The organism is Streptomyces sp. NPDC047000, from assembly GCF_040644295.1.
Taxonomy (GTDB): Bacteria; Actinomycetota; Actinomycetes; order Streptomycetales; family Streptomycetaceae; genus Streptomyces.
This window is the reverse complement of record NZ_JBEYWE010000008.1, coordinates 26,675-50,371: the sequence shown is the minus strand read 5'-3', so window position 1 is coordinate 50,371 and position 23,697 is coordinate 26,675. Positions and strand designations below refer to the sequence as shown.

Below are 23,697 nucleotides of genomic sequence, written 5' to 3'. Positions count from 1 at the left end.
CCCCCTGCGGGGTCCGCCGGACGATCCGGGGAGGGTCAGCTTCGTGCGCCGTCGAGTGCGTCGAGGTCCGGGACAGCGGCAGCCTTCGGGGCATCCGCGACGAGGGCGGACGCTGTGAGGAGGAAGGCGGGCCGGAACATGCCCCGAGCATGACGGACGGACGGCGAACCGTCGAACGGTTTTCCCGCCCGGCACCGGGCTGAGACGTTCCATACGGCGATCACACCCGTCCGTGGGCTACTGTCGCGGAATGCTCGATGCACCCACCCGCTCTGGGGGCACCGGCACGGCCTCTCCCCGGGCCGTCGCCACGGAGCTCGTCACCGCTTCGCCCGTGCCCGTCCCGCCCGCCGCCCCGGCCGGTCTCACCGCCCGGTGCGCGAGAGCGCTGCTCTCGCCGTGGGCGCGCCTGTCGCTGCTCGTCGCGCTGCTCGGCGCGGCCGCCTCCCTGGTGCTGCTGTTCCAGCCGCAGCGCATGCTGGCCGACGGGTGGCCGCCGCAGCTCGGCGGTTTCGCCGCGGCGCTGATGTTCGCGGGGGCCTACGGGCTGTGCACCGTGGCGTTCGTACCGCGGCCACTGCTCAACCTCGCCGCCGGTGCCCTGTTCGGGTCGCAGCTCGGGCTCGGTACGGCACTGGCGGGCACGGTGCTCGGCGCGGGACTCTCCTTCGGGCTGGGGCGGATGCTCGGGCAGGACGCGCTGCGACCGCTGCTGCGCGGGCGGTGGCTGAAGGCGGCCGACGGACAGCTCAGCCGGCACGGGTTCCGGTCGATGATGGCCGCACGGCTCTTCCCCGGGGTGCCGTTCTGGGCCGCGAACTACTGCGCCGCCGTCTCCCGGATGGGCTGGGTGCCGTTCGTGCTGGCCACCGCACTCGGTTCGGTCCCGAACACCGCCGCCTACGCCGTCGCCGGCGCCCGTGCCTCCGCACCCACCTCACCCGCGTTCCTGATCGCCATGGCCTGTATCGCCCTGCCGGCCCTCGCGGGTGTCCTGGTGGCCTGGCGGAAGCGGCATCACCTGCGGGCGGCCGTCCGGTAGGGCGCCTGCGGGACGGCGCGTGCGGCCACCGGCGAGTAGGAGATCCGGACTCACCCGGCCCACTGCATTCGGAAATCAAACCCTGCCTACACTGGCCCCATGGCCGCTCGCAAAGACGCACGCCCCTGCTCGATCGCCGATGCCCTGGCGCTCGTCGGAGAGAAGTACTCCCTGCTCGTCCTGCGGGAGGTGTGCCTGGGCAACGGCCGTTTCGACCAGCTGGTGCGCAACATCGGCGCCCCGCGCGACATCCTGGCGACCCGGCTGCGGCGGCTGGTCGACGCCGGGATACTGACCAAGCAGGTCTACAGCGAGCGCCCGCAGCGCTTCGAGTACCGGCCCACCCGGGCCGGGCTCGAGCTGGAGCCGGTGCTGATGACGCTGATGGAGTGGGGCGACCGGCATCTGCGCGGGAACGGCGACCGCCCCATGGTGATCGTGCACACCTGCGGGAACGAACTGGTCCCCGTCGTCACGTGCACCGCCTGCGGTGCGGCGGTGCGGCACGACGACCTCACCGCCCACCCGCAGTCCCCTGGCTGGACCGTGGCGGGGCCCACCGCCGCCTGACCTGCGGGGGAGCCGTCGGGTGAGCCGGCCGACGAGCCTCCCGCATCACCACGGACGGTCCTCCAGGTATCCGGTGATCTCCTCCCGCCCCCATGCCCGGTCGGCCACCACGACCCGGTAGCGGCGGCGGAGAACGGCGCCGGGCGCCAGGGCCAGTTCGGTGTGGAAGGCCCAGGACGGGGCCACCCCGGCGAACGGGTCGCTGCGCACGAACCAGTGCGCCGGGTGGGTGCCGTCCGCACCGGAGTGGTCGTTCTCGGGGGCGTGCACGAAGACCAGGGTCGCGTGGCCGTCGGTGCCGTCGTGCTCGCCGGAGTAAGCAAGCCACGGGGCCTGGGTGCCCATCAGACCGGGTCCCTCGCCGTCGGGGCCGATGATCCGGCCGTCCCGGAAGGCGCGCGGGCCACGCCAGAACAGGCCGGTGTAACCGGCCAGTTCGCGGCCGGCGGTGGTGGGACTGCCGAACCGCAGCGGTACGTCACGGCGGTTGGTGACGGCGCTCGTCCAGGTCAGCTCCCAGGAACCGGCGTCCGGATCGACATCGTGCACCTCGAGGCGCCGTACCTCGTCCGCCCACAGCGCCCCGTCGTGCGGGTGCCAGGTCAGGCGCTCGGCGATGAGCGCCCGTTCCCCGTCGGAGCCGACCTCGTCGAAGGCGACGTGCGCCATCCAGCCGACCCGCTCGGGCAGCTCGAGGTATCCCTTGCCGTGCACATAGGTGTTACCGCCCCACAGGTTCGCCCCGGACAGATGCGAGGCGGTCAGGGACAGGCCCTTGTGCCAGCGGTGGTCGCTCGGCCGGTAACCGGTGACGACGTCACCGGAGAGGGTGCGCATCGGGTGCACGTACGGCTTCGGCGCCTCCCAGGCGGACTCGGGGGCGTAGACGTAGCTGAGCAGTTCGATGCCGGAGGCCCGGTCGATGAGCGTGATCCGGTCGCCGTGGGCGTGGACGATCCGCGGACCGGTCATGCGGGCACCTCGCCCACGGCGGTCCGCTCGACACCCGCGGCGGTCCGCTCCCCGCCCACGGTGCTCTGCCCGGTCCCGGCGGCGGCCTGCCCGTCCGCCGGGCCAGCCGCCCCGCCCGCCGGGCCGGTCCGCTCGGTGGCCACGGCGTCCGGCCCGGCGTCGACGGTTTTCCCCCCGGCGTCCGCGGTGGTCCCTTCCGCGGCGACGAGCCCCGTCGCCCCTGCCGGGGCCCCCCGGTCCCGCCCGCCCTCGGCCGGTGCCCAGCCGGGTGCCCCGCCGTGCAGCGCCGTGTAGTACGGGTCCCCGGGGCCGATCTCCCCGGCCCGCACCGTGGTGTCCGTGAACGCCGACTTGTAGAGCGCGCTGACCAGTTCCAGGCTGGTCCGCCCGTCGGCGCCGCTGGCACGGGGGCGGCGCCCCGCGCGCATGCTCGCCACCAGCTCGCGCAGCTGTGCCAGGTGGGAGCTGGGCACGTCCGGCCCGAAACGCAGCCAGTCGGCGGCCAGTTCGCCGGACACGTCGGGCGCCGGGGTGATGCGCCAGTCGGCGTTGGCGTGGCCGTAGAGGTGCGTGAGCTCCACGGTGGCATGCTCGCAGTCGATACGGATGCGGCTGACCTCGTCGGGGCTGAGGACGCTGTTGACCACCGTCGCGAGCGCGCCGCCCTCGAAGCGGACCAGGGCCGTGGAGACGTCCTCGGTCTCCAGGTCGTGGACCAGCCGCCCCGCCATGGCCCGCACCTCGCTCCACGGGCCCAGCAGGTCCAGCAGCAGGTCCATCTGGTGGATGCCGTGGCCCATGGCGGGCCCGCCGCCCTCGGTGCGCCAGCGGCCCCGCCAGGGCACGGCGTAGTAGGCGCTGTCCCGGTACCAGGTGGTCTGGCAGTGGGCGACCAGCGGTCGCCCCATGGCCCGCTCGGCGAGCAGCCGCCGGACGTGCCGCGCGCCCGAGCCGAAGCGGTGCTGGAAGACGATCGAGGCGTAGGGTCCGCCGTCCGGGCCCTCGGCCGCCTCCACGGCGGCGTAGTCGGCGAGCGAGGGCACCGGTGGTTTCTCGCACCACACCCACGCCCCGGCGCGCAGCGCGGCGACGGTCTGCGCCCGGTGCAGGGTGGGCGGGGTGCAGACGGTGACCAGGTCGGGCCGCTGCTCACGGAGCATCAGGTCCAGGTCGGTGTAGGCGTGCGGTACGCCACCCGCCGCGCAGAACGCCTCGACGGAGCCGGCGTCCACGTCGACGGCCGCGACCACCTCGGTCTCGCCCTCCTCGGCGAGCCGCGCGAACGCCGGCAGATGCGAGCCGCGTGCGATGGCTCCCGTGCCGACGACGGCGACCCGGACCCGGCGGCCGGCGAGCGGAGAGGACGGGGGCCGGGAGTTCTCCGGCGGGACGGCGGACGGCGGCATGAAGTGATCAACCCCCAAGAGAGCAAAGCAAGCAAGGACAGCAAGCGCTTTCTCCTGTGCCGCAACGTACGAGGCGGTACGGCGGACGGTCAACACCCAACCACCCCCGCATCGGACCGGCCAGAGCCGGACGGCCCGCACGGTCCGAACGTTCAAGAGAGGGTCAAAAAGCTCCCAAGAAACCCCCGCGATCCTCAGTGCACGGCAAAGCGCTAGGCTGACGCCTCGCACACATGATCGCCACGGACGCGGCACGCTGCGCCCGGTCCGTCATGCCCTCCCCTACCCTTCCCGTCTTCCTCCGCCCATCCCCCGATCTGCGCTTGGACGCCGCCACTCCATGTCTTGGTTCGAATCCCTCATCCTCGGGCTGGTCCAGGGGCTGACCGAGTTCCTGCCCGTCTCCTCCAGCGCCCATCTGCGGCTGACCGCGGCGTTCTCCGGCTGGCACGACCCGGGCGCCGCCTTCACGGCGATCACCCAGATCGGCACCGAGACAGCCGTGCTGATCTACTTCCGCAAGGACATCGTCCGGATCGTGTCCGCCTGGGCCCGCTCCCTGGCGGACAAGGGGATGAGGGGCGACCACGACGCCCGGATGGGCTGGCTCGTGATCGCGGGCTCCCTGCCCATCGGCCTGCTGGGCGTGACCCTCAAGGACCAGATCGAGGGACCGTTCCGCGATCTGCGGGTCACCGCGACCATGCTCATCGTGATCGGCGTGATCATCGGTGTCGCCGACCGGCTGGCGGCACGCGACGAGAAGGGCGGCCGGCACCGGACCCCGAAGCAGCGCAAGTCGCTCGAGGACCTGAGCGTCAGGGACGGCCTGATCTTCGGTCTGTGCCAGGCGTGCGCCCTCGTCCCCGGCGTCTCCCGCTCCGGCGCCACCATCAGCGGCGGCCTGTTCATGGGGTACCGGCGCGAGGCCGCGGCCCGCTACTCCTTCCTCCTGGCCATCCCGGCGGTGCTGGGGTCCGGGGTGTTCGAGGTCAAGGACGCGCTGGAGCGCGACCACGTGGACTGGGGGCCGACGCTGTTCGCGACGGTGATCGCGTTCGTGTCGGGGTACGCGGTCATCACCTGGTTCATGAAGTGGATCTCCAGCAAGAGCTTCATGCCGTTCGTCTGGTACCGCGTCGCGCTGGGCATCGTGATCATCGCGCTGGTCGCGGCGGGCGTGCTCAGCCCGCATGCCGCCGAGTCCGCGGGCTGACCGGGCACCGGCACCCGGAGCACCCAAGTCGGCTTCCGGACAGCACAGTTGCTCTCGCCCGGCGGAACCCGTGACCAACTCCATACGGGTTGCGTAGCTGCCCGGTAGCGCAGTGTCAGTGCCCTCGCCTACGCTTGTCGGCATGTCCCCCGATTCCATGGCCCCTGGTTCCGTGCGCTCCGCTGCCGAGCTGAACGAGCGGATCCGCGCCCTGTGGCTGCGCGCGGGCGGTTCCCTCACGACGCAGGAGCGTGCCGAGTACGAGCTGCTGGTCGTGAGGTGGGCCGCGGCCATCCGCGGCGAGATCATCGAGGCGGCCTGACGCCCCACGTGCTGCCGACCGCGGCGTTCCCCCGATTGCCGGCGCACGCCTCTTGGCTCCGCGCGCCCCGTACCCAACACTGACCCGATGACACAGCGTGCGGAGCTCGCCACGGTACTCGACCGGCTGGCCGTGGACGGCCTGATCACGGAGTACGCGGCGGCGGTGGACGACGGCGACTGGACGGCGTACCGCACGCTGTTCGCCCCGGACGGCCGGGCCGACTACCGTTCGGCGGGCGGCGTGCAGGGGCCCGCCGAACGGGTCGCCGACTGGCTCGCGGAGAGCCTGCGGATCTTCCCGGTGCGGCAGCATCTGATCGTCAACCGGCGGCTGCGGTTCGGTCCGCTGGCGCAGGACACCGGTGACACGGCACACGTCCGGGCCGACTACCTGAACCCCATGCGCTTCACCGCCGGCGGCCCGCGGGAGCCCGGCGCCTCCACCGCCCCCGACTTCGTCTGCGGCGGGCGCTACTCCTTCGGGCTGGTACGGACCGCGGAGGGCTGGCGGCTGACGGAGGTCGTCGTTCAGGAGAAGTGGCGGCGGCTGCCCGGTGGGCAGGACGACCGTCTCGGGTGATCGTCGGGGCCGGTGGCCCCCTGTCGGCGATCCGCTCCGGGCGCGCACACTGGAGCCACCCGCTGGGTAGGGAGCCGTTGTATGAAGACCTTGGACCGCTGGCTCACCTCCCCCTGGCGTCGCAGCGTGACGGCCGCGCTCGCCGGTGCCCTGCCCATGCTCGCCTTCCCCGCGCCGTCCCTGTGGTGGTTCGCCTACATCGCCCTGGTCCCGTGGCTGCTGCTGGCGCGCTCCGCGCCGACCGGGAGGCGGGCGGCCTGGGACGGCTGGTGCGGCGGGCTCGGTTTCATGGTCGCCGTGCACCACTGGCTGCTGCCGAGCCTGCACGTGTTCATCTTCCTGATCGCCGGACTCCTCGGCGCGCTGTGGGCGCCCTGGGGCTGGGCGGTGCGGCGGCTGCTGGCCGGGGTGCCGTCCCGGGGGCGGGCCGCGGCCGCGTTCCTGGTACTGCCGTCGGGCTGGCTCGCCGTCGAACTGGTGCGGTCCTGGCAGGGCCTCGGCGGCCCGTGGGGCATGCTCGGTGCCAGCCAGTGGCAGGTGGCACCGGCGCTGCGGCTCGCGTCGCTCGGCGGGGTGTGGCTGCTGAGTCTGCTGGTGGTGGCCGTCAATGTGGCCGTCGCCCTGCTGATATCGGTGCGCGCGGCACGGGTGCCCGCACTGGCCTCGCTGCTCGTCATCGGCGCCGTGGCCTCGGCTGCCTGGGTGTGGGCGCCGAGGCCCGCCGTGGACGGCACGGTACGGATCGCCGTCGTACAGCCCGGCGTGGTCAGCGGCGCCGACAGCGGCGACCGGCGCTTCGACCGCGAGGAGCGGCTCACCCGGCAGCTCGCCGGACAGCACGTGGACCTGATCGTCTGGGGCGAGAGCAGTGTCGGCTTCGACCTGGCACAGCGGCCGGACCTGGCCCGGCGGGTCGCCGCCCTGTCCCGGGCCACGCAGGCCGACATCCTGGTGAACGTGGACGCCCGCCGCTCGGACCGGCCCGGCATCTACAAGAGCGCCATACTGATCGGCCCGGGCGGCCCGACCGGCGACCAGTACGACAAGATGCGGCTCGTCCCCTTCGGCGAGTACGTCCCGGCGCGCTCCCTGCTCGGCTGGGCGACCTCGGTCGGCAAGGCGGCCGGCGAGGACCGGCAGCGCGGCGGCAGGCAGGTGGTGATGGACGTCGGGCACGGGCTGCGGGTCGGCCCGATGATCTGCTTCGAGACCGCGTTCCCCGACATGAGCAGCCATCTCGCGCAGGACGGCGCCGACGTGCTGCTCGGCCAGTCGTCCACCTCGACCTTCCAGCACAGCTGGGCCCCGGAGCAGCACGCCTCGCTGGGCGCGCTGCGGGCCGCGGAGACCGGCCGCCCCATGGTGCACGCCACGCTGACCGGCGTCTCCGCCGTCTACGGCCCCGGCGGTGAGCGGATCGGTCCCTGGCTCGGCACCGGCGCGAGCACGGCCCGGGTGTACGAGGTGCCCCTGGCGCACGGCGTCACCCCGTACGTCCGCTACGGCGACTGGCCGGTGTACGGAGCGCTGCTGGTGCTGGGTGTGCTGGGCGCGGTGGAGGGACTCCGCAAGCTCAGGCCGCGCCCGGGTGCTCCTGGACCGCGCGTACCACCCGCTCGCACAGTTCATGGGTCGCCAGCGCGTCCCGGGCGCTGAGCACCTTCCGCGCCCGTACGGCGTCGAGGAAGGCGAGCGCCGCCTGCTCGATGCCGCGCTGCCGGGCCACCGGCACCCAGTCGCCGCGCCGTCGCACGGTGGGCTGGCCCTTGTGGTCGATCACCTCGGCGAGGTTGACGACCTGGCGTTTGGTGTCCTGCCCGGAGACCTCGAGGATCTCCTCGGTCGAGCCGTTGAGCCGGTTCATCACACCGAGCGCGGTGAAGCCGTCGCCGGCGAGCTGGAGGACGACATGGTGCAGCAGTCCACCCTGCGCACGGGCGCGCACGGTGACGTCGTCGACCGGACCCGGCGCCAGGAACCGCAGGGTGTCCACCACGTGGATGAAGTCGTCGAGGATCATCCTGCGGGGCTCCTCGGGCAGCCCGATGCGGTTCTTCTGCATGAGGATCAGCTCGCGCGGATGGTCGGCGCACTGCGCGTACCCCGGGGCGTGGCGCCGGTTGAAGCCGACCGCCAGGGACACGTCGTGCCGCTCGGCGAGCGCGACGAGCCGTTCGGAGTCCTCGAGCCGGTAGGCGAGCGGTTTGTCGACGTAGGTGGGGACACCCGCCGACAGCAGCCTGGCGACGATCTCGGGGTGCGCGGGGGTGGGGGCGTGCACGAAGGCGGCGCCGAGGCCCTGGGCGATCAGGTCGTCGAGGGCGGTGTGGCGCTGCCGGGGCGGGAGATGCAGGCTGTCGGCGACGCGTTCCAGGGTGGCCGGGGTGCGGGTGTGCAGATGCAGTTCGATGCCGGGCTGGACCGCCAGGACCGGCAGATATGCCTTCTGCGCGATGTCGCCGAGTCCGATGCAGCCGACCTTCACGGGCGCTCCTCGCAAGTTGCCTGCCGTTGCCTTCCGGAAGCATACGGCGGCGGGGACCGGCCCCCGGCGGCTGCCGGGACGGCGGGCGGCCGTTCCGGCACGGCGGCCGGCTGCGGCGGGACCCCCGCGGCGGCGGGCGGTGCGGCCCGCGCCGGGTCCCCGCCCGCACGGCGGAGGAGGACGTCCGGCCTGCCGGGCGTCAACCCGGCGCCGTGTCACCCCCCGGACAGGGCCGGACCTCCCCGGTTCGGAGTACGCCGGGCCGGTCGGGCGTTCCGTTCCGGGGCGCCCGCCAGCAGACTGGTGCGGGTGCATCGAACGACGACCACCGCGGCGCTCCTGGTCACCATGGCCGTATCGGCCCTGTCCGGCTGTACGACGGTCCAGCGTCCGGCCGCGCCCGGACCGCCGACGGCCCCCTCCCGGCCCTCGGCGCAGCGGCCGGACGGCTCTGCCCGGCCACGGGTCGTGCAGGCCCCCGCCCGGGAGGCCCTGGAGACGACCGGGCCGTCCCGGAGACCCGGCCCCGGCGAGCGGGAACCGGCCGGGGGCCCCGCGCCCGTCCGCCGTCCGCCGGATCGCCCGGCGCGCCCGGCCCCGCGACCGCGTCCCGCGCCGCCCCGGGCGGGCGTCCCCGCCGTGCCCGACGCCTCCGGTCTGTCCCGAGCGGTGCGCAGGGGCACCGATGTGTGCGCGCTGGGCCGCACGTACGGTGGCTGGCGCCCGGACAGCCCCGAGGCGAGGGTCTGCGCGCAGGCGTACCGGCGGTGAGCGCACCGGGGTCACGGCCCCGGTGCGCGCCGGTGCTGCCGGGGACCGGTACCGGCCCGGTACCGCTACGGCCTCTCCCCCAGCGTCGTCTCCAGCCGTCTGATCTCCGCGCGGACGCCGTCACCGTAGCCGTAGCCGTCATGGGCGAGGGAGCCGGCGGCGCGGCGGGCACGGCTCAGATGGCTGCGCGCGGCCTCCGGGCGGCCCAGCTTGGCGTAGTCCGCCGCGAGGTTGAGGTGGAGGGAGGGGGTGAGGGCATGTGCGGCGATCCGGGCCGGGAGGTCGGCGGCGGAGGTCACGGTGAGTTCCTCCGCCGCCGACAGCGCCCTCAGGTCCCAGGCCAGTTCGTCGGCCGGGTCGTCGTGGGTGTCGGCCAGGTAGTGGGCCAGGGTGCAGCGGTGCAGGGCGTCCCCGTGCTCGCCGAGTTCGCCCCACAGGACCAGCAGCCGGTCCCGTGCCTCCTCCCGGTCCCCGGCGTGGTGCAGCATGACGACCTGCCCGATCCTGGTGAGCACGGCGTCCGGCGCCGGCTGCCCCTGCCACTCCGCCACCGCGTCCTCCGCACCCTGGTCCGGCTCCTCCCCCGACGCTAACCGCAGGCGGGCCCGATCCCGGTCAGGCGGCCCCGTGCGTCACGGGGCCGGGGAGACCGGGGTCAGCCCAGGTCGGGGATGGTCCAGTCGATCGGCTCGTGGCCCTGCTTCGCCACCGCCTCGTTGATCTGGGTGAAGGGGCGGGAGCCGAAGAACTTCTTGGCCGACAGCGGCGAGGGGTGTGCGCCCTTCACCACGACGTGCCGGGTCTCGTCGATCAGCGGGAGCTTCTTCTGGGCGTAGTTGCCCCACAGCACGAAGACCGCCGGGTCGGGCCGGCCGGCGACCGCGCGGATGACCGCGTCGGTGAACTTCTCCCAGCCGCGGCCCTTGTGCGAGTTGGCCTCGCCGGAGCGGACCGTGAGGACCGCGTTGAGCAGCAGGACGCCCTGCTCGGCCCACGGCATGAGATAGCCGTTGTCCGGGATCGGCGTGCCGAGTTCCTCCTTCATCTCCTTGTAGATGTTGCGCAGGGACGGCGGGACCTTGACGCCGGGACGGACGGAGAAGCACAGGCCGTGGCCCTGGCCCTCGCCGTGGTAGGGGTCCTGGCCGAGGACGAGGACCTTCACCTTGTCGTACGGGGTCGCGGCCAGCGCGGCGAAGACCTCCTCGCGCGGCGGGTAGACGGGGCCGTTCGCCCGCTCCTCCTCGACGAACTCGGTGAGCTCCTTGAAGTAGGGCTGCTGCAGTTCGTCGCCCAGCACCGGGCGCCAGGACTCGGGCAGCATGGCGATGTCGGTCACGTCAACGTCCTTAGATGTACGGTCACTTCGAGATCCGGCGCAGGTCCGGTCGGGGGTCCGTTCGGAGGTTCCCCCGGATTCAGAACCTACAGGCGCCCACTGACAACCGGCCCCCGGACGGGTGAAACTCCGCGCCGCACCGCGGTCGTCCCGCCCGCGCTTCTCGCCGGCCCTCCCGTACGACCACGGCGAGGGCGCCGCTCCCGGTGCGGGAACGGCGCCCTGGTGGAGCCGGTGGTCACGGGGCCGGGGCCTGCGCGGCCCCCGCCTGCCTCTGCCCCCTGACCGGGCGGGGCAAGGGCCGGGGCAGGGAAGGGGCCGGGGCCGGACGGTCAGCCGACGCCGGCGTTCAGCAGGATGCCGCCGTCGACCACGAGCGTCTGCCCGGTGATCCAGTCGGACTGCGCCGAGGTGAGGAACGCGGCGGCGCCGCCGATGTCGGAGGGCACGCCGAGCCGCCCCAGCGGGTAGGAGGCGACGACCTCCTCCTCCCGCCCCTCGTACAGCGCCTGGGCGAACTTCGTCTTGACGACGGCGGGGGCGATGGCGTTGACCCGCACCAGGGGTGCGAACTCGTGCGCCAGCTGCTGGGTCAGGTTGATCATCGCGGCCTTGCTGACACCGTAGGCGCCGATGAAGGGCGAGGGCGCGAGTCCGGCGAGGGAGGCGATGTTGACGATGGCGCCGCCGTTGTCCTTCTGCCACGCGTGCCAGGTCTTCTGGGCGAAGCCGAGCGCGGAGATGACGTTGGTCTCGAAGACCTTGCGCGCGACGTTCAGGTCCAGGTCGGCGATCGGCCCGAACACCGGGTTGGTACCGGCGTTGTTGACCAGGAAGTCGACACGGCCGAACGCCTCCATGGTGCGCCCGACGGCTTCGGCCTGGTGCTCGAGGTCGTGCGCCTTTCCGGCGACGCCGATGACCCGCTCGGGGCCGAGTCTCCCGACGGCCTCCTTGAGGGCCTCCTCGGTGCGCCCGGTGATGCACACCCGGTCGCCCCGGGCGACGAGTGCCTCGGCGACGCCGTAGCCGATACCCCGGCTGGCGCCGGTGACCAGGGCGACCTTGCCGGAGGGCTCGGGGAGCTGCGAAGTCATGTTCCGGTTCCCTTTGATCGGTGTGTCGGCGCTCTCAGCTGAGCGGTCCGCCGGCGACGTACAGGACCTGGCCGGAGACGAAACCGGCGGCCTCGCCGGTGAAGAAGGCGATCGCGTTGGCGATGTCGTCGGGCTCACCGACGCGTTGCACCGGGATCTGGCCGGCCGCCGCGGTCTTGAACTCCTCGAAGCCCATGCCGACGCGGGCGGCGGTGGCGGCGGTCATGTCGGTGGCGATGAAGCCGGGGGCGACGGCGTTGGCGGTGATGCCGAACTTGCCGAGCTCGATGGCGAGGGTCTTGGTGAAGCCCTGCAGACCGGCCTTGGCGGCCGAGTAGTTGGCCTGGCCGCGGTTGCCGAGCGCGGAGGACGAGGAGAGGTTGACGATCCGGCCGAAGCCCGCGTCGACCATGTGCTTCTGGACGGCCTTGGTCATCAGGAACGAGCCGCGCAGATGCACGTTCAGGACCGTGTCCCAGTCCGCGACGCTCATCTTGAACAGCAGGTTGTCGCGCAGCACGCCCGCGTTGTTGACGAGGATCGTCGGCGCCCCGAGCTCCTCGGCGACACGGGCGATCGCCGCCGCCACCTGGGCCTCGTCGGAGACGTCGGCGCCCACCGCGAGGGCCCGGCCGCCGGCCGCGGTGATCTTCTCCACGGTGTCCTTGCAGGCGGCCTCGTCGAGGTCGATCACCGCGACCGCCCTGCCCTCGGCGGCCAGCCGTACGGCGGTGGCGGCACCGATACCGCGCGCTGCGCCGGTGACTACGGCGACCCGCTGCTCAGTGGTGGTCATCGCTGGTTCTCCTCGCCCTCGAGAAAGCCTGATCGGCAGAGCTGTTCTGCGGCTCCCACGGTACGCCCTCGGTGAGCGACCGCTTAGTACCTTCGGCACCCGAGACGCTAGAAGTACCGGCACCCGGTGTCAACGGGGTGCCGGACGGGTGTGATCCATTACCTGACGAGGAGCGCGAGGAGCCGTTCCGTCTCGGCGGCCGGGTCGGTGGTGAGACCGGTGTGCACGGGGCCCGGCTGCACGACGGTGGAGCGGGGTGCGACCAGCCAGCGGAACCGCCGGCCGGCGTCGTCGTGCCGGGCCTGGCCTGCCGCGTCGCCGCCCGCGCAGATGTTCTCCACGGCGGTCAGGGCGGCCCGGATGCCCGCGGTGTCCGCGTCCGGGTCGAGGGCCAGCAGTCTGGTCGCGTCGAGATGGGTGCGGGCGCCGAGGTAGGAGCGGGCGCGGCAGTAGACCAGCACCCCGGCGTTGATGCGCTCCCCGCGCTCCACCCGCGGCACGACACGCAGCAGGGCGTACTCGAACACGTCCCGGTCGCCGCCCTGACCTGCCCGGGTGATGTGGCGCTCGGCCACATGTCCGGCGATGTGGAGGTGGCGCTCGCTCACTTCTTCCCCTCGGGGGTGGTTCGGGCGGCCGGCCGCCGGGCGGCGGGCTCCGTGCCGGTGATGCGTTCGTGAACGGTGGCCGCGCGGCTGAGAAGGGGGCGGGCGTACGCCTGGCGGAGCTCGTCCGGGGTACCGAAGCCGGGCTCGCCGCGCAGCCAGGCGTCGGGGATCTCGGCGGTGACCTCCGCGAGGAGATCCGCGGTGACGCGGGGCGCGAGGTCCGCGGCGGCCGAGGCGACGTCCGGGGCGAAGCGGGCGAGGGCGTGGTCCGAGGCGTCGTAGGGGCGGGCCGCGGAGGTTTCGGCGCCGGGCCAGTTGTGGTGCCAGATCATGGTGGCGCCGTGGTCGATGAGCCACAGGTCACCGCGCCGGACCAGCAGGTTGGGGTTGCGCCAGGACCGGTCGACGTTGTTGATCAGCGCGTCGAACCAGACGATCCGCCCGGCCTCCGCCCGGCTGACCGGGAAGGCCAGGGGGTCGAAGCCGAGGGCGCCGGAGAGGAAGTCCATTCCGAGGTTGGCACCTCCGCTGGAGCGCAGCAGCTCCTGCACCTCCGGGTCGGGCTCGCCGAGGCCGAGGACCGGATCGAGGTCCACGGTCACCAGCCGGGGCACGCGGAACCCGAGCCGCCGGGCCAGTTCGCCGCAGAGCACCTCGGCGACCAGCGTCTTGCGGCCCTGTCCTGCGCCGGTGAACTTCAGGACGTAGGTGCCGAGGTCGTCGGCCTCGACGAGCCCCGGCAGCGATCCGCCCTCGCGCAGGGGCGTGATGTAGCGGGTCGCGGTGACTTCCTTGAGCATCGGGCCAGGTTACTGGGACGGCCGCGGGCGACGGCACCGGCCGGGACGGGCGGACGACAGGCGGCAGGCGGCGGACGGCGGTGCGAGGAAGGGCGGTGCGGGGCGGGACGGGACGCGACAGGGAATCGACAGCGTGGCTTTACGCCTGCCTGATCAAAAGCACGTCAAGCTCTCGGCATGGTCCGGACCGCGACACGGCCGGTGAACATCTCCGGTCCGCCGGCCGTACCTCCTGACAGATCCACGAGCCATGCTCATTCGAAGGGAACGTCGGCATGACCAGCGAATCGCTCAGTCCCGCGGCAGCACCTGCCCGTCGCACCGTCGTGGCGGCGGTCGGTGCGGCGGGAATCGCCGTCGCGCTGACCGCGTGCTCCTCCGGCGACGACAGCTCGGGCTCCGGCAGCTCGGACGCCCAGGGCGGAGGCACCTCGGACGCCCAGGGCGGGGCCGGTACGAGCAGCGCCGCGGCCGGGGGCGGCAGCGCCCTGGCGAAGACCGCCGACATCCCCGAGGGCGGCGGCAAGATCTTCAAGGACCAGGGGGTGGTGGTCACCCAGCCGACGGCGGGCACCTACAAGGCCTTCTCGGCCACGTGCACCCACCAGGGCTGCGCGGTGAGCAGCATCGCCGACGGGGTGATCGTCTGCCCGTGCCACAACAGCCAGTTCTCGGTGACCGACGGCAGTGTGAAGAAGGGCCCGGCGACCCAGGGGCTGCCCGAGGAGAAGATCACGGTGAGCGGGGACTCGATCACCCTGGCGTGACCGGACACGTCGTCAGGAGGATCGCGCGGGCCTGCTCCTGAGGCAGGAGAGCACCTCGTCGGTGGTCGTCATGGTGGCGACCAGCGCGAGGGTGTGGCGGATCATCGCATGGGTGTACTCCGCGGGCACCCCCGCGACGGCGTCCCGGGGGACCACGGCGGTGTAGCCGAGGTTCACCGCGTCGAACACGGCGTTGGGAATCGCCACGTTGGCCGACACTCCGGTGACGATCAGGGTGCGGCAGCCGAGGTTGCGCAGCAGTGCGTCGACGCCGGTGCCGTGCAGCGGCGAAAGACCGTGCAGCCGCCGTACGACGATGTCCTCGCCGGTGACCTCGATCGGCGCCGCGACCTGCACCGCCGCGCTTCCGGAGAGCTGCCGTACGGGCAGCTGTCCGGCGGCGCGGAACAGCCGTGCGTTGCGGTTCGCGCCCCGGCCGTCCGAGCGGCGTTCGGCGATCGCGTGCATCACCTGGACGCCGCTCTCGTGCGCGGCGGCGACCAGTCTGGCCACGTTGCCGAGCGCCCCGGACGCGCGGGCCTCACGGGCGAGTTCGGGCAGTGCGCTGTCCCTGCCGACGACTCCTTCCTGGCACTCCACGGTGAGCAGGACGGTGCTCGCGGGGTCGAGCGGTTCGCCCGGCCGGTCGTACGGCGCCATGACGCCCCCTTCCGCCGACGGTGCGGGCCGGTGAGACTAACCACCGTTGCACGGGAACGGAAGACGCTCCATTCTTCTTTTCTGACGTGTTGTCAGAGGATCACGCGGGCGGCGGACAGAGCCGCACCGCCCGTCCCCCTCTGGCATGACGTGGGAGAAGAAGGGGGCCGTATGTCCGTCACTCAGCGCCGGGGCCGGAGGATCATGATGACGCCCGGCGAGCTGGACGAGTTCCTCACCACGCAGCGCACCTGCCGGGTCGCCACCGTGTCCGCGGGCGGCGCTCCGCACGTGAGCGCGCTGTGGTTCGCCTGGGACGGCACGTCGTTGTGGCTGTACTCGGTGGTGCGCAGCAAGCGGTGGGCGGATCTGCGCCGGGATCCGCGGGTCGCGGTCGTCGTGGACTCGGGCGAGGAGTACGACCGGTTGCGCGGCGTGGAACTGTCGGGCAGCGTCGAGTTCGTGGGCGAGAGCCCGCGCACCGGGGAGCTGTGCGCCGAACTCGATTCGCCGGAGACGCTGTTCGCCCGCAAGAACTTCGGTCTGGAGGAGATGCCGCACGACGGCAGGCACGCGTGGGTGCGGCTGAAGCCGGAGAGGACCGTCTCCTGGGACTTCCGCAAGCTGGGCGCCGCGTAGGGCGGTCCGCCCGCTCAGCCGACGCCGGCCGTCGCCTCGCGCAGGGCCTCGACGGCCGCCCGGATGGACGGGCGGCGGTCGGCGTCCGCGCGCCAGACGGCGTAGACCCGCCGGTGGGCCCGGTGCCGTACCGGGACGGCCCGCACCCCGGCGGGCATCGGCTCGCGGCCCAGCCGGGGTGCCACACAGACGCCCAGCCCGTGGGCGACGAAGGCGAGCTGGGTGTGGTGCTCCCCGGCGCAGTGGGAGATGCGGGGCTCGATGCCTTTGGCCCGCAGGGTGTAGAGCAGCCACTCGTGGCAGAACTCGCCCTCCGGCCAGGCGATCCACTCGTCGCCGGCGAAGTCCTCCAGATCGACCTCGGCCCGGTCGGCGAGCGGGTGTCCCTCGGGCATGGCGACGTCCACGGAGTCGTCGAGCAGCGCGGCGTGAGCGAGTCCGCCGGGCACGGGCAGCGGCTTGTTGTACCAGTCCATGACCACGGCCAGATCGGTGTCGCCCCGGACCACCGAGTCCACGCCGAGCGCCGGTTCCAGCTCCCGTGACCGCACGCGCAGGGCCGGATGCGCGGCCCGCAGCGCGCCGAGCGCCGCGGGCAGCAGCCCGCGGGCGGCGGTGGGGAACGCCGCCAGGCGCAGTTCGCCCGCGACCTGTCCGTGCTGTGCCTCCAGGTCGGCCTGGGCGAGTTCCACCTGGGACAGGATCCGCGCCGCGTGCTCGGCGAGCAGCCGGCCCGCGTCGGTGAGCCGCACCCCGCGGCCGTTCTTGGCGAGCAGTTGCTGCCCCGCCTCGCGTTCCAGTTTGGCCAGCTGCTGCGACACGGCCGAGGTCGTGACATGCAGCCCCTCGGCGGCCCCGCTGACCGAGCCGTGCCGGGCGAGGGCGTCGAGGACGCGCAGGCGTTCCAGATTCAACATATAAGCAATGCTACGAGATACCAGATGGAAATTCTCGATTGTGCTACAAGGTCGGGCATCGCATGCTTGCCTCCATGACCACCGTCGCCGACACCAGCTCCCCCGCACCCGCCGCACGCCGCGCCCGTTCCCGCCGCGGCGCCCCCGACCGCGCCCGCGGCCGCCTCGACTGGCGGCTCCGTTTCGGCGCACTGTCGCTGATCTGGGGTTTCAGTTTCCTTCTCATCAAGGTCGGCACGACGGGCTACGCGCCCTTCCAGATCACCCTCGGGCGGCTGGTGTTCGGTACGGCGGTGCTGGCGGCCGTGATGGCGGTGAAACGGGAGCGGCTGCCGCGCGGCGCCCGCACCTGGGCGCACCTGGCGGTCGCGGGGTTCCTGCTCAACGCGCTCCCCTTCTCGCTGTTCGCCTACGCGGAACTCACGATCCCGTCCACCCTGGCCGGGATCTGCAACGCCACCTCACCGCTGTGGGGCATGGCGCTGTCCCTGGTCGCCCTCTCCGAGGACCGGCCGAGCCGGGTCCGGGTGGCCGGTCTCGGCCTGGGCTTCCTCGGTGTCCTGACCGTCCTGGGCGCCTGGCAGGGCTTCAGCGGCCTGGACGCCAGGGGCACCGCGATGGCCCTGGCGGCCTCGTTCAGCTACCCGGTCGGCTGGATCTACGTCCGCCGCACCCTGGCCGGCTCGGCCGTCTCCCATGTCTCCCTCACGGGTGCCCAGCTGCTCCTGGCCACGCTCCAGCTCGCCGTCGTGACACCGCTGTTCACCACCGCCCCGGCCCGTTTCGCGCCGCTCCCCCTGCTGGCGATCGCCACCTTGGGCGCGCTCGGCACGGGTCTGGCCTTCCTCCTCCAGTACGGACTGGTCGCCGAGGTCGGCCCGACGACCGCGCAGATGGTCACCTACTTCGTCCCGGTCATCGCCACGGCGGCGGGTGTCACGCTCCTCGGCGAGTCCCTGAAGTGGTCGACGCCGGTCGGCGCGGTGGTCATCCTCGCGGGGGCGGCCCTGACCCAGGTACGCCCGAGGACGAAGAAGCCGTAGGGCCCGCCGGGCCTCACACATAGCTCCGTGCCGGGGCCGGGCCGAGGGCGGCGGCGACCGCGTCCGCCAGCGGTCCGGCCTCCGCCGCGCCGAGGGTGGAGACGGTGATCCGGACGCCGGGCGGCGCGCTCATCCGGAAACGGGCGCCCGGGGCGACGGCCCAGCCGGCGTGCAGCAGACGGGCGACGACGCCGGTCTCGTCGGGGACGGGCACCCATACGTTCATGCCGCTGACGCCGTGTGCCTCGACGCCGCGCTCCGCCAGCGCGCCGATGAGCAGGTCCCGGCGTGCCCGGTAGGCGGCGGCGACACCGGCGCCGTCCACCGCGCCGTCCTCCCACAGCCGTACGACGGCCCGCTGCAGCAGCAGGCTCACCCAGCCGGGCCCGAGCCGGTGCCGTCCACGCACCCGGTCGACGGTGACGGCGTCGCCGGTGAGCAGGGCCAGGCGGAGATCGGGGCCGTACGCCTTGGCCACCGAGCGGACGAACGCCCAGTGCCGGGTGACGCCCGCCAGCGGGCACAGCGGCAGATCCACGATCCCGTGACCGTGGTCGTCCTCGATCAGCACGGTCTGCGGGTGGTCCCGGAGCACGGCACGCAGGGCACGCGCGCGCGTGGCGCTCACCGAGGCGCCGACCGGGTTCTGCACCCGGTCCGTGACGATCAGGGCACGCGCCCCGCCGGTCAGGGCCCGGCGCACGTCGTCGGCGAGCGGCCCCTCGTCGTCGACGCCGACGGGGGCGGTGCGCAGTCCGAGCGCCGGTACGAGGTCGAGGGTGCGGCCCCAGCCGGGGTCCTCGACGGCGACCGTGTCGCCCGGTCTGAGGTGGGCGGCGAGGACGCGCTCGACGGCGTCCAGCGCACCGGAGACCACGGCGAGGGGCCCGTCCGGCACGCCGTCGGCGTCGAAACCGGCCCGCGCGAGGCGGGCCAGCCGGGGCTCGACGGGTTCGTCGCCATAGAGCACCTTGTGCAGGTCACCCTCTTCGGCCGCCGCGGCCAGCGCCGGGGCGAGGGGCGGCAGCAGGGCGGGGTCGGGGTTGCCGTCGGAGAGGTCCCGGACCCCGGGCGGTACGTCGAGGCGCGCCTGCTCGCGTCCCGTCGTCGCCGGTCTGGACCGTACCCGGCTGCCCCGCCGTCCGGCGGTCTCGATGACCCCGCGCTCCCGCAGGGTGCGGTAGGCGGCGGCGACCGTATTGGGGTTGACCCCCAGGCACACGGCCAACTCCCGCATCGGGGGGAGCAACTGCCCGGGCTGCAGCTCCCCGGCCCCCACCGCGCGCTCGACACTGGCCGCGATCTCTGCTGCGCGGCGGCCTGCGATCCGATACTCTCCTAGCACAAAGCCTATTATGCACTAGTACGATACTTCACACCACCGGAGACGCCATGCAGCCGACCCCGCAGCCGACGCAGCCGGCCGCCTACTCCCCGACCGACCGCACCGTCCCCACCCGCGCCGCGGAGAAGGCGTCGTACGACAGGGAAGTGGTGCACTCGATACTCGACGACGGCTACGTCTGCCACCTCGGCTTCGTCCGCGACGGCGCGCCGGTGGTGCTGCCGACGCTCTATGCCCGGGCCGGCGAGCGGCTCTACCTGCACGGCTCGACCGGTTCGCGTCCGCTGCGGATGACGGGCCGAACCGATCCGGGGCTCCCGGTGTGCGTGACGGTGACCCATGTGGACGGCCTGGTGCTGGCGCGCTCCGCCTTCCACCACTCGATCAACTACCGCTCGGTGGTGGTCCACGGCACCGCCCACCAGGTCACCGACCCGGAGGAGAAGCGGCTGGCCCTGGACGCCCTGGTCGACCAGGTCGTGCCGGGCCGCTCCGCCGACTCCCGCCGGGCCGACCGGAAGGAACTCGCGGCCACCGCGGTCATCGCCCTCGACCTCGCCGAGGTCTCCGCCAAGCTGCGCACCGGCGGCGTCAACGACGACCCCGAGGACCTCGCCCTCCCCCACTGGGCAGGCGTGATCCCGGTGACGAGGACCTACGGCGCCCCGGTCCCCTCGGAGAACCTGCGGCCGGGGACAAAGACACCGGGGTACCTGTCGGCACTGTGACCCGTGGCACCCGTACGCCGCCGGGTCTCCCCGGCGGCACCGGACCCCGCCGGCCCGCGGCTCCGCCGGGCGGGCACGATCAGCCGCGGCGGCCCCGCACCCGGGCGGCGGTCCCGGCTCCCCGCGCCTCCGGGACGGCGGGGAGCCGCGCGGCACCCGCGACGCACCGCAGGGACACGTCACACCACCCCCGGCCGGCTGAGTTCCCGCTCCGCGCCGTTGCCGGCCACGACACCCTCCGCCCTCCCCGGTGCGGCGGACTGGGCGACGAACGCGCCGAGAAGGACCACCGCGCCGCCCACCGTCTGCGGGGCGGACAGGTGTTCCCCGAGCAGCACCCACGCCAGCACGGTGGCGACCACCGCCTCCAGGCACGCCACCACCCCCGCCACCTGCGGCGAGAGCCGCCTTACGGACACCACCCCGGTGACGTACGCGAGCACGGTGGCGACCAGCACGATCCATCCCAGCAGCGCGGCGGCCGGCACCGACGCCCCGTTCATCCGCGCCGTGCCCCCGAGCACCGCCCAGTCCATCGTCCAGGGCCGGGCCACGAGGGTGAGCACGACGGCACCCGTCAGGAGGCCGTAGGCGATCACCCCGAGCGGGTCGGGAGCGTCGGCACCGGCCTCGCCGCCCTGGTCCGAGAGGACGAAGTAGCCGACCTGGCAGCAGGCCGCGCCGAGCGCGAACAGCAGCCCGAGCGTGTCGAAACGCAGCCCGGACCACACCTCGACGACACACGTCAGACCGCCCGCGGCCAGGACGACGCCGAGTACCGCCGCACGCGACACGGGCCGCCGCTGCACGAACCGCACCCACCCCAGCACCAGCGCCGGGGCCAGGTACTCCACCAGCAGTGCGACACCGACCGGGACCCGGGATATCGCGGCGAAGTAGCAGGCCTGGACGCCCGCCACCGCCAGCAGCCCGAACCCGGCGATCAGCGCGGGACGCCGCCGGGGCAGCGCACGGTGGCGCACGGCGACCGGCAGCATCACCAGCGCGGCACCGGCCACCCGCAGCCACACCACGTGCAGCGGATCGAGGCCCGCCTCGATCAGCGGCTTGGCCGCGACGCCCGACCCGCCGAAGGCGAGGGCCGACCCGAGCGCGAGGCCGAGTCCGAGACCCTTGCCTCGGTCCGCATGACTGCTTCCTGACGTATGCACCGGCTCATGATGACAGGCGACGACAGGAGCGTCACCCCCAGTGACACCTGTCTCAGTGGTCGGGCCCCTCCGTGCGGCTCCCGACGCCACCGAGCCGCCCGGCCACGCCCGGCTCGACGGCGCCGGGCTCCACGCCCTCGGCACCCGGGCGCTCGCCCCGTACCTCCGGACGCAGAAGCACCGCCAGTCCTCCGGCGTCGATCCCCGCGTGGGCCAGCACCTCCACGGCGCGTGCCAGCGGATCCGCGACGATCGCCGCGAGCAGATCGGTGCCGCGCACCAGATCTCCGCCCCGCCGCGCGGCGAGCACACAGGCGTGCTCCAGCGCGCCTCCGGCCAGCGGCGAAAGCCCCTCGGACTCCTTGCCCAGGCTCACCCCGCCCCGTCTCACGCCCGCGCCACCCCCCGGCGGCGGCACCGGCAGCGGACCGGAGTCCTCGGCGACCCCCTGCCACCGCAGGCCGTACCCGATGGAGCGCTGGACGAGATAGCCGAGCAGCCGGACGGTCCGCGGACCGTCACCGAAGACGGCGCGCACCGCGGGGTCGGACTCCAGCAGGGTGTGCAGCAGATGGGCCGTGTCGATGTGCCGGTCCCCGTCCCGCAGGGCTCTGCGGCGCGCGCCGGCCACCACCGCTGCCAGCTCCGCACTGAGCCTGGCATCGTCTTCCGGACGGCGTACGGACCGGTCGTCGGCCGACTGCCGCGGGATACGGGGTTGCACGTACCCCACCCCATCAGTCCCGGCGGTTCGCGTCATCCCCGGGGGGAAGCATCTTCGCGTCCCACGCAGAGTGGACACCGCCGGCCGGAATCTCCTCCTTGCGGAGGACATCAGACGCCGTCACCCCGAGACACACGCACCGTTCCGCGGAGCGTCCCGGCACTCCTTCCCGGCGCACCGTCCCGGCACTCCGCCGACGCCCCCGGCGCCGCAATCCGGCACCGCGTCCCGACTGCATACGGAACCTGACGGTTCATCAGTATTGAATATTGGAGGCTCCGAGGCTACGTTCCGCGACATATCAGCCCGACACGAAGAGGTGGTCGCATGGCCGAAGTCAGCGCGGAGTCACGCCTGCCTGCTCCGCCCGAGCAGGTCTGGGCGAAACTCACGGACTGGTCCGTGTACGGGGAGTGGAACGCCACGCACACCGGCTTCCCCAAAGGCGCACCGGAGCACCTGGAGGTCGGCGGGACGTTCCAGGAGAACATGAAGCTGATGGGGTTCCCGGCCGAGGTCGACTGGACCGTCGAGGAGCTGGAGCCCGCCCGCGTGCTGGCGATCCGCGGCAAGGGCCCGATGGCCGTGACCGTGGCCACCCGCTACACCCTCACACCCGACGGCGACGCCGGGACGACCGTCCGCATCGACGGCGAGTTCACCGGCGCGGCCGTGTCCCTGATGGCGGGCAAGCTCAAGGACTCGGCGACGGCCGCACTGAACGAGTCGCTCCGCAAGCTGGCCGGGCTGGTGGCCTGAGCGGCAGGGCCCCGGAGAGGCGCCGGCACGGACACGGACACACGAGGGCGCCCCGCGGAGACCTCCGCAGGGCGCCTCGCACGCCGTCGAGCGACCGGGACCGGCAGTCCCCCGGCCCTGTGTTCCCGCGTTCCGGGAACGTCAGTCCTCCGGCTCCTCGTCCGTCGCACCGTCGTCCGCGAGGATCAGGTACAGCTTCTTGCGGGCCTCGTTGATCACGGCGACCGCCTTCGCGCGCTGCTCCTTGCTGCCGGTCTTCCAGACCTGCCCGAACGCCTCCATCAGCCCGAAACCGGCCTGGCGGATGTCGTTCAGAGCCTCCCAGTCGACCCCGCGAGAGGCTTCCTCCCAGGGCGCGTCGGGACCGTCGCCGGCCACGGCACGGCCCGCTTCGGTGAGCGCGAAGAGCTTCTTGCCGCCCTCCGTCTCACTGACGATCAGCCCCTCGTCCTCCAGCAGCTGCAGGGTCGGGTAGACCGAGCCGGGGCTCGGCTTCCACGCACCGCCGCTGCGTTCGGCGATCTCCTGGATCATCTCGTAGCCGTGCATCGGCCGGTCCTTCAGAAGGGCCAGGATCGATGCCCGTACATCACCGCGCCGCGCCCTGCCCCTGGGGCCGCCGCGTCCCCGGGGCCCCCAGGGGCCCGGTCCGCCGAAGCCCGGTCCGCCGAAACCGGGACCGCCCGGCCCGAAGGGACCGAACGCCGCACGCCGCCCGTCGAAACCGCCACGGTCACCCCGGTCGCGCCGGTGGGGACCCTCGGGCCGGTGCCCGTACTCGTATCCATGGGTGTGCATGGTCACCACTCCGTTCCATCGCTACTCGGTCGCGCAGTCGTTGATCTGTCGCGATGCGTCAACGATATATCGGGAACCTGTCGATGACAACCCCCGCCGACAGGTGTCCTCCGGCCCGGCCGCACGGGAAACTGATGCC

The 23,697-nt window shown here is 73.2% G+C and carries 26 protein-coding genes and 1 pseudogene; 12 read left to right on the top strand and 15 right to left on the bottom strand.

Features of this window, described 5'->3' with window-relative positions; translation table 11 throughout:
• The first annotated feature begins 250 nt into the window (after positions 1 to 250).
• Complete coding sequence (locus tag ABZ862_RS15295; protein ID WP_360957518.1) at positions 251 to 1,042, top strand: VTT domain-containing protein; 792 nt, start codon at positions 251 to 253, stop codon at positions 1,040 to 1,042.
• A gap of 99 nt (positions 1,043 to 1,141) precedes the next feature.
• A complete protein-coding gene (locus ABZ862_RS15290) occupies positions 1,142 to 1,612 on the top strand; it encodes a helix-turn-helix domain-containing protein (protein ID WP_360957515.1) in 471 nt (156 codons plus the stop codon).
• Positions 1,613 to 1,657: 45 nt separating this feature from the next.
• Here the strand turns inward: ABZ862_RS15290 and ABZ862_RS15285 are convergent, their stop codons facing one another.
• Together ABZ862_RS15285 and ABZ862_RS15280 are read right to left on the bottom strand one after the other, a co-directional pair.
• Positions 1,658 to 2,584 carry a PmoA family protein gene (locus ABZ862_RS15285; protein ID WP_360957512.1) on the bottom strand — a complete coding sequence of 309 codons (927 nt, stop codon included), beginning with the start codon at positions 2,582 to 2,584 and terminating at the stop codon, positions 1,658 to 1,660.
• 254 nt (positions 2,585 to 2,838) lie between these two features.
• A pseudogene (locus ABZ862_RS15280) lies at positions 2,839 to 3,990 on the bottom strand (Gfo/Idh/MocA family oxidoreductase); the annotation flags it as partial.
• Between the two features lie 340 nt (positions 3,991 to 4,330).
• Between ABZ862_RS15280 and ABZ862_RS15275 the strand changes: the two are divergent.
• From ABZ862_RS15275 to lnt, 4 genes are all read left to right on the top strand, one after another.
• On the top strand, positions 4,331 to 5,206 hold the full coding sequence (locus tag ABZ862_RS15275) for an undecaprenyl-diphosphate phosphatase (protein ID WP_360957509.1): 876 nt from the start codon (positions 4,331 to 4,333) through the stop codon (positions 5,204 to 5,206).
• Positions 5,207 to 5,348: 142 nt separating this feature from the next.
• The gene (locus ABZ862_RS15270) at positions 5,349 to 5,528 is read left to right on the top strand and encodes a hypothetical protein (RefSeq protein ID WP_360957507.1); all 180 of its coding nucleotides are present in this window, start codon (positions 5,349 to 5,351) and stop codon (positions 5,526 to 5,528) included.
• Positions 5,529 to 5,615: 87 nt separating this feature from the next.
• Complete coding sequence (locus ABZ862_RS15265; protein ID WP_360957504.1) at positions 5,616 to 6,110, top strand: nuclear transport factor 2 family protein; 495 nt, start codon at positions 5,616 to 5,618, stop codon at positions 6,108 to 6,110.
• An 81-nt stretch (positions 6,111 to 6,191) separates the two neighbouring features.
• Positions 6,192 to 7,766, top strand: coding sequence for an apolipoprotein N-acyltransferase (gene lnt / locus ABZ862_RS15260; RefSeq protein ID WP_360957501.1), 1,575 nt, complete (start codon positions 6,192 to 6,194; stop codon positions 7,764 to 7,766).
• Here lnt and ABZ862_RS15255 read toward each other — a convergent pair.
• Positions 7,684 to 8,595, bottom strand: a complete 912-nt coding sequence (locus ABZ862_RS15255; protein WP_360957498.1) for a Gfo/Idh/MocA family oxidoreductase — start codon at positions 8,593 to 8,595, stop codon at positions 7,684 to 7,686. The two genes, lnt and ABZ862_RS15255, sit on opposite strands and share 83 nt — an antisense overlap.
• A gap of 309 nt (positions 8,596 to 8,904) precedes the next feature.
• Here ABZ862_RS15255 and ABZ862_RS15250 point away from each other — a divergent pair, with 309 nt between their 5' ends.
• A complete protein-coding gene (locus tag ABZ862_RS15250; RefSeq protein ID WP_360957495.1) occupies positions 8,905 to 9,366 on the top strand; it encodes a hypothetical protein in 462 nt (153 codons plus the stop codon).
• A 65-nt stretch (positions 9,367 to 9,431) separates the two neighbouring features.
• Here the strand turns inward: ABZ862_RS15250 and ABZ862_RS15245 are convergent, their stop codons facing one another.
• The 6 genes from ABZ862_RS15245 to ABZ862_RS15220 all read right to left on the bottom strand — a co-directional run bounded on the left by ABZ862_RS15245 (position 9,432) and on the right by ABZ862_RS15220 (position 14,006).
• A complete protein-coding gene (locus tag ABZ862_RS15245; protein ID WP_360957492.1) occupies positions 9,432 to 9,917 on the bottom strand; it encodes a hypothetical protein in 486 nt (161 codons plus the stop codon).
• A gap of 104 nt (positions 9,918 to 10,021) precedes the next feature.
• The gene (locus ABZ862_RS15240) at positions 10,022 to 10,705 is read right to left on the bottom strand and encodes a uracil-DNA glycosylase (RefSeq protein WP_360957488.1); all 684 of its coding nucleotides are present in this window, start codon (positions 10,703 to 10,705) and stop codon (positions 10,022 to 10,024) included.
• Between the two features lie 332 nt (positions 10,706 to 11,037).
• Positions 11,038 to 11,802: an SDR family oxidoreductase gene (locus ABZ862_RS15235; protein ID WP_360957485.1), complete on the bottom strand. Its 765-nt coding sequence runs from the start codon at positions 11,800 to 11,802 to the stop codon at positions 11,038 to 11,040.
• Positions 11,803 to 11,836: 34 nt separating this feature from the next.
• On the bottom strand, positions 11,837 to 12,598 hold the full coding sequence (gene fabG / locus ABZ862_RS15230) for a 3-oxoacyl-ACP reductase FabG (RefSeq protein WP_360957482.1): 762 nt from the start codon (positions 12,596 to 12,598) through the stop codon (positions 11,837 to 11,839).
• A 158-nt stretch (positions 12,599 to 12,756) separates the two neighbouring features.
• A complete protein-coding gene (locus ABZ862_RS15225; RefSeq protein WP_360957479.1) occupies positions 12,757 to 13,206 on the bottom strand; it encodes a DUF3037 domain-containing protein in 450 nt (149 codons plus the stop codon).
• On the bottom strand, positions 13,203 to 14,006 hold the full coding sequence (locus ABZ862_RS15220; protein ID WP_360957476.1) for a HipA family kinase: 804 nt from the start codon (positions 14,004 to 14,006) through the stop codon (positions 13,203 to 13,205). The genes ABZ862_RS15225 and ABZ862_RS15220 overlap by 4 nt, the downstream gene beginning before the upstream one ends.
• 275 nt (positions 14,007 to 14,281) lie before the next feature.
• Here ABZ862_RS15220 and ABZ862_RS15215 point away from each other — a divergent pair, with 275 nt between their 5' ends.
• The gene (locus tag ABZ862_RS15215) at positions 14,282 to 14,773 is read left to right on the top strand and encodes a Rieske (2Fe-2S) protein (protein ID WP_360957473.1); all 492 of its coding nucleotides are present in this window, start codon (positions 14,282 to 14,284) and stop codon (positions 14,771 to 14,773) included.
• A 12-nt stretch (positions 14,774 to 14,785) separates the two neighbouring features.
• Here the strand turns inward: ABZ862_RS15215 and ABZ862_RS15210 are convergent, their stop codons facing one another.
• The gene (locus tag ABZ862_RS15210; protein WP_360957470.1) at positions 14,786 to 15,433 is read right to left on the bottom strand and encodes a cysteine hydrolase; all 648 of its coding nucleotides are present in this window, start codon (positions 15,431 to 15,433) and stop codon (positions 14,786 to 14,788) included.
• Positions 15,434 to 15,604: 171 nt separating this feature from the next.
• Here ABZ862_RS15210 and ABZ862_RS15205 point away from each other — a divergent pair, with 171 nt between their 5' ends.
• Positions 15,605 to 16,072, top strand: a complete 468-nt coding sequence (locus ABZ862_RS15205) for a pyridoxamine 5'-phosphate oxidase family protein (RefSeq protein ID WP_360957467.1) — start codon at positions 15,605 to 15,607, stop codon at positions 16,070 to 16,072.
• 14 nt (positions 16,073 to 16,086) lie between these two features.
• On the opposite strand, the gene ABZ862_RS15200 is transcribed toward ABZ862_RS15205, so the two are convergent.
• On the bottom strand, positions 16,087 to 16,989 hold the full coding sequence (locus tag ABZ862_RS15200; protein WP_360957465.1) for a LysR family transcriptional regulator: 903 nt from the start codon (positions 16,987 to 16,989) through the stop codon (positions 16,087 to 16,089).
• A gap of 38 nt (positions 16,990 to 17,027) precedes the next feature.
• Here ABZ862_RS15200 and ABZ862_RS15195 point away from each other — a divergent pair, with 38 nt between their 5' ends.
• Entirely contained in the window at positions 17,028 to 18,032 is a 1,005-nt protein-coding gene (locus ABZ862_RS15195; protein WP_360957462.1) for a DMT family transporter, read from the top strand.
• Positions 18,033 to 18,045: 13 nt separating this feature from the next.
• On the opposite strand, the gene ABZ862_RS15190 is transcribed toward ABZ862_RS15195, so the two are convergent.
• Entirely contained in the window at positions 18,046 to 19,377 is a 1,332-nt protein-coding gene (locus tag ABZ862_RS15190; protein WP_360957459.1) for an aminotransferase class I/II-fold pyridoxal phosphate-dependent enzyme, read from the bottom strand.
• Between the two features lie 47 nt (positions 19,378 to 19,424).
• Between ABZ862_RS15190 and ABZ862_RS15185 the strand changes: the two genes are divergently transcribed.
• Positions 19,425 to 20,105 carry a pyridoxamine 5'-phosphate oxidase family protein gene (locus ABZ862_RS15185; protein ID WP_360957456.1) on the top strand — a complete coding sequence of 227 codons (681 nt, stop codon included), beginning with the start codon at positions 19,425 to 19,427 and terminating at the stop codon, positions 20,103 to 20,105.
• Positions 20,106 to 20,284: 179 nt separating this feature from the next.
• Here ABZ862_RS15185 and ABZ862_RS15180 read toward each other — a convergent pair whose 3' ends face one another.
• Entirely contained in the window at positions 20,285 to 21,277 is a 993-nt protein-coding gene (locus ABZ862_RS15180; RefSeq protein WP_360957453.1) for an EamA family transporter, read from the bottom strand.
• Positions 21,278 to 21,329: 52 nt separating this feature from the next.
• Positions 21,330 to 22,001 (bottom strand): peptidase, encoded by a 672-nt coding sequence (locus tag ABZ862_RS15175; protein WP_360957450.1) that lies wholly within the window; start codon positions 21,999 to 22,001, stop codon positions 21,330 to 21,332.
• A 327-nt stretch (positions 22,002 to 22,328) separates the two neighbouring features.
• On the opposite strand from ABZ862_RS15175, the gene ABZ862_RS15170 reads away from it, so the two are divergent.
• Complete coding sequence (locus ABZ862_RS15170) at positions 22,329 to 22,760, top strand: SRPBCC family protein (RefSeq protein WP_360957448.1); 432 nt, start codon at positions 22,329 to 22,331, stop codon at positions 22,758 to 22,760.
• 141 nt (positions 22,761 to 22,901) lie between these two features.
• Here ABZ862_RS15170 and ABZ862_RS15165 read toward each other — a convergent pair whose 3' ends face one another.
• Positions 22,902 to 23,558: a PadR family transcriptional regulator gene (locus tag ABZ862_RS15165; protein ID WP_360957445.1), complete on the bottom strand. Its 657-nt coding sequence runs from the start codon at positions 23,556 to 23,558 to the stop codon at positions 22,902 to 22,904.
• Positions 23,559 to 23,697 lie beyond the last annotated feature (139 nt).

Excerpts from the sequence above, each read along its gene's own strand:
- ABZ862_RS15295 (WP_360957518.1), top strand. The coding sequence starts at position 251 with ATGCTCGATGCACCCACCCGCTCTGGGGGCACCGGCACGGCCTCTCCC.
- ABZ862_RS15290 (WP_360957515.1), top strand. The coding sequence starts at position 1,142 with ATGGCCGCTCGCAAAGACGCACGCCCCTGCTCGATCGCCGATGCCCTG.
- ABZ862_RS15285 (WP_360957512.1), bottom strand. The coding sequence starts at position 2,584 with ATGACCGGTCCGCGGATCGTCCACGCCCACGGCGACCGGATCACGCTC.
- ABZ862_RS15275 (WP_360957509.1), top strand. The coding sequence starts at position 4,331 with ATGTCTTGGTTCGAATCCCTCATCCTCGGGCTGGTCCAGGGGCTGACC.
- ABZ862_RS15270 (WP_360957507.1), top strand. The coding sequence starts at position 5,349 with ATGTCCCCCGATTCCATGGCCCCTGGTTCCGTGCGCTCCGCTGCCGAG.
- ABZ862_RS15265 (WP_360957504.1), top strand. The coding sequence starts at position 5,616 with ATGACACAGCGTGCGGAGCTCGCCACGGTACTCGACCGGCTGGCCGTG.
- lnt (WP_360957501.1), top strand. The coding sequence starts at position 6,192 with ATGAAGACCTTGGACCGCTGGCTCACCTCCCCCTGGCGTCGCAGCGTG.
- ABZ862_RS15235 (WP_360957485.1), bottom strand. The coding sequence starts at position 11,802 with ATGACTTCGCAGCTCCCCGAGCCCTCCGGCAAGGTCGCCCTGGTCACC.
- fabG (WP_360957482.1), bottom strand. The coding sequence starts at position 12,598 with ATGACCACCACTGAGCAGCGGGTCGCCGTAGTCACCGGCGCAGCGCGC.
- ABZ862_RS15220 (WP_360957476.1), bottom strand. The coding sequence starts at position 14,006 with ATGCTCAAGGAAGTCACCGCGACCCGCTACATCACGCCCCTGCGCGAG.
- ABZ862_RS15215 (WP_360957473.1), top strand. The coding sequence starts at position 14,282 with ATGACCAGCGAATCGCTCAGTCCCGCGGCAGCACCTGCCCGTCGCACC.
- ABZ862_RS15210 (WP_360957470.1), bottom strand. The coding sequence starts at position 15,433 with ATGGCGCCGTACGACCGGCCGGGCGAACCGCTCGACCCCGCGAGCACC.
- ABZ862_RS15205 (WP_360957467.1), top strand. The coding sequence starts at position 15,605 with ATGTCCGTCACTCAGCGCCGGGGCCGGAGGATCATGATGACGCCCGGC.
- ABZ862_RS15200 (WP_360957465.1), bottom strand. The coding sequence starts at position 16,989 with ATGTTGAATCTGGAACGCCTGCGCGTCCTCGACGCCCTCGCCCGGCAC.
- ABZ862_RS15185 (WP_360957456.1), top strand. The coding sequence starts at position 19,425 with ATGCAGCCGACCCCGCAGCCGACGCAGCCGGCCGCCTACTCCCCGACC.
- ABZ862_RS15170 (WP_360957448.1), top strand. The coding sequence starts at position 22,329 with ATGGCCGAAGTCAGCGCGGAGTCACGCCTGCCTGCTCCGCCCGAGCAG.
- ABZ862_RS15165 (WP_360957445.1), bottom strand. The coding sequence starts at position 23,558 with ATGCACACCCATGGATACGAGTACGGGCACCGGCCCGAGGGTCCCCAC.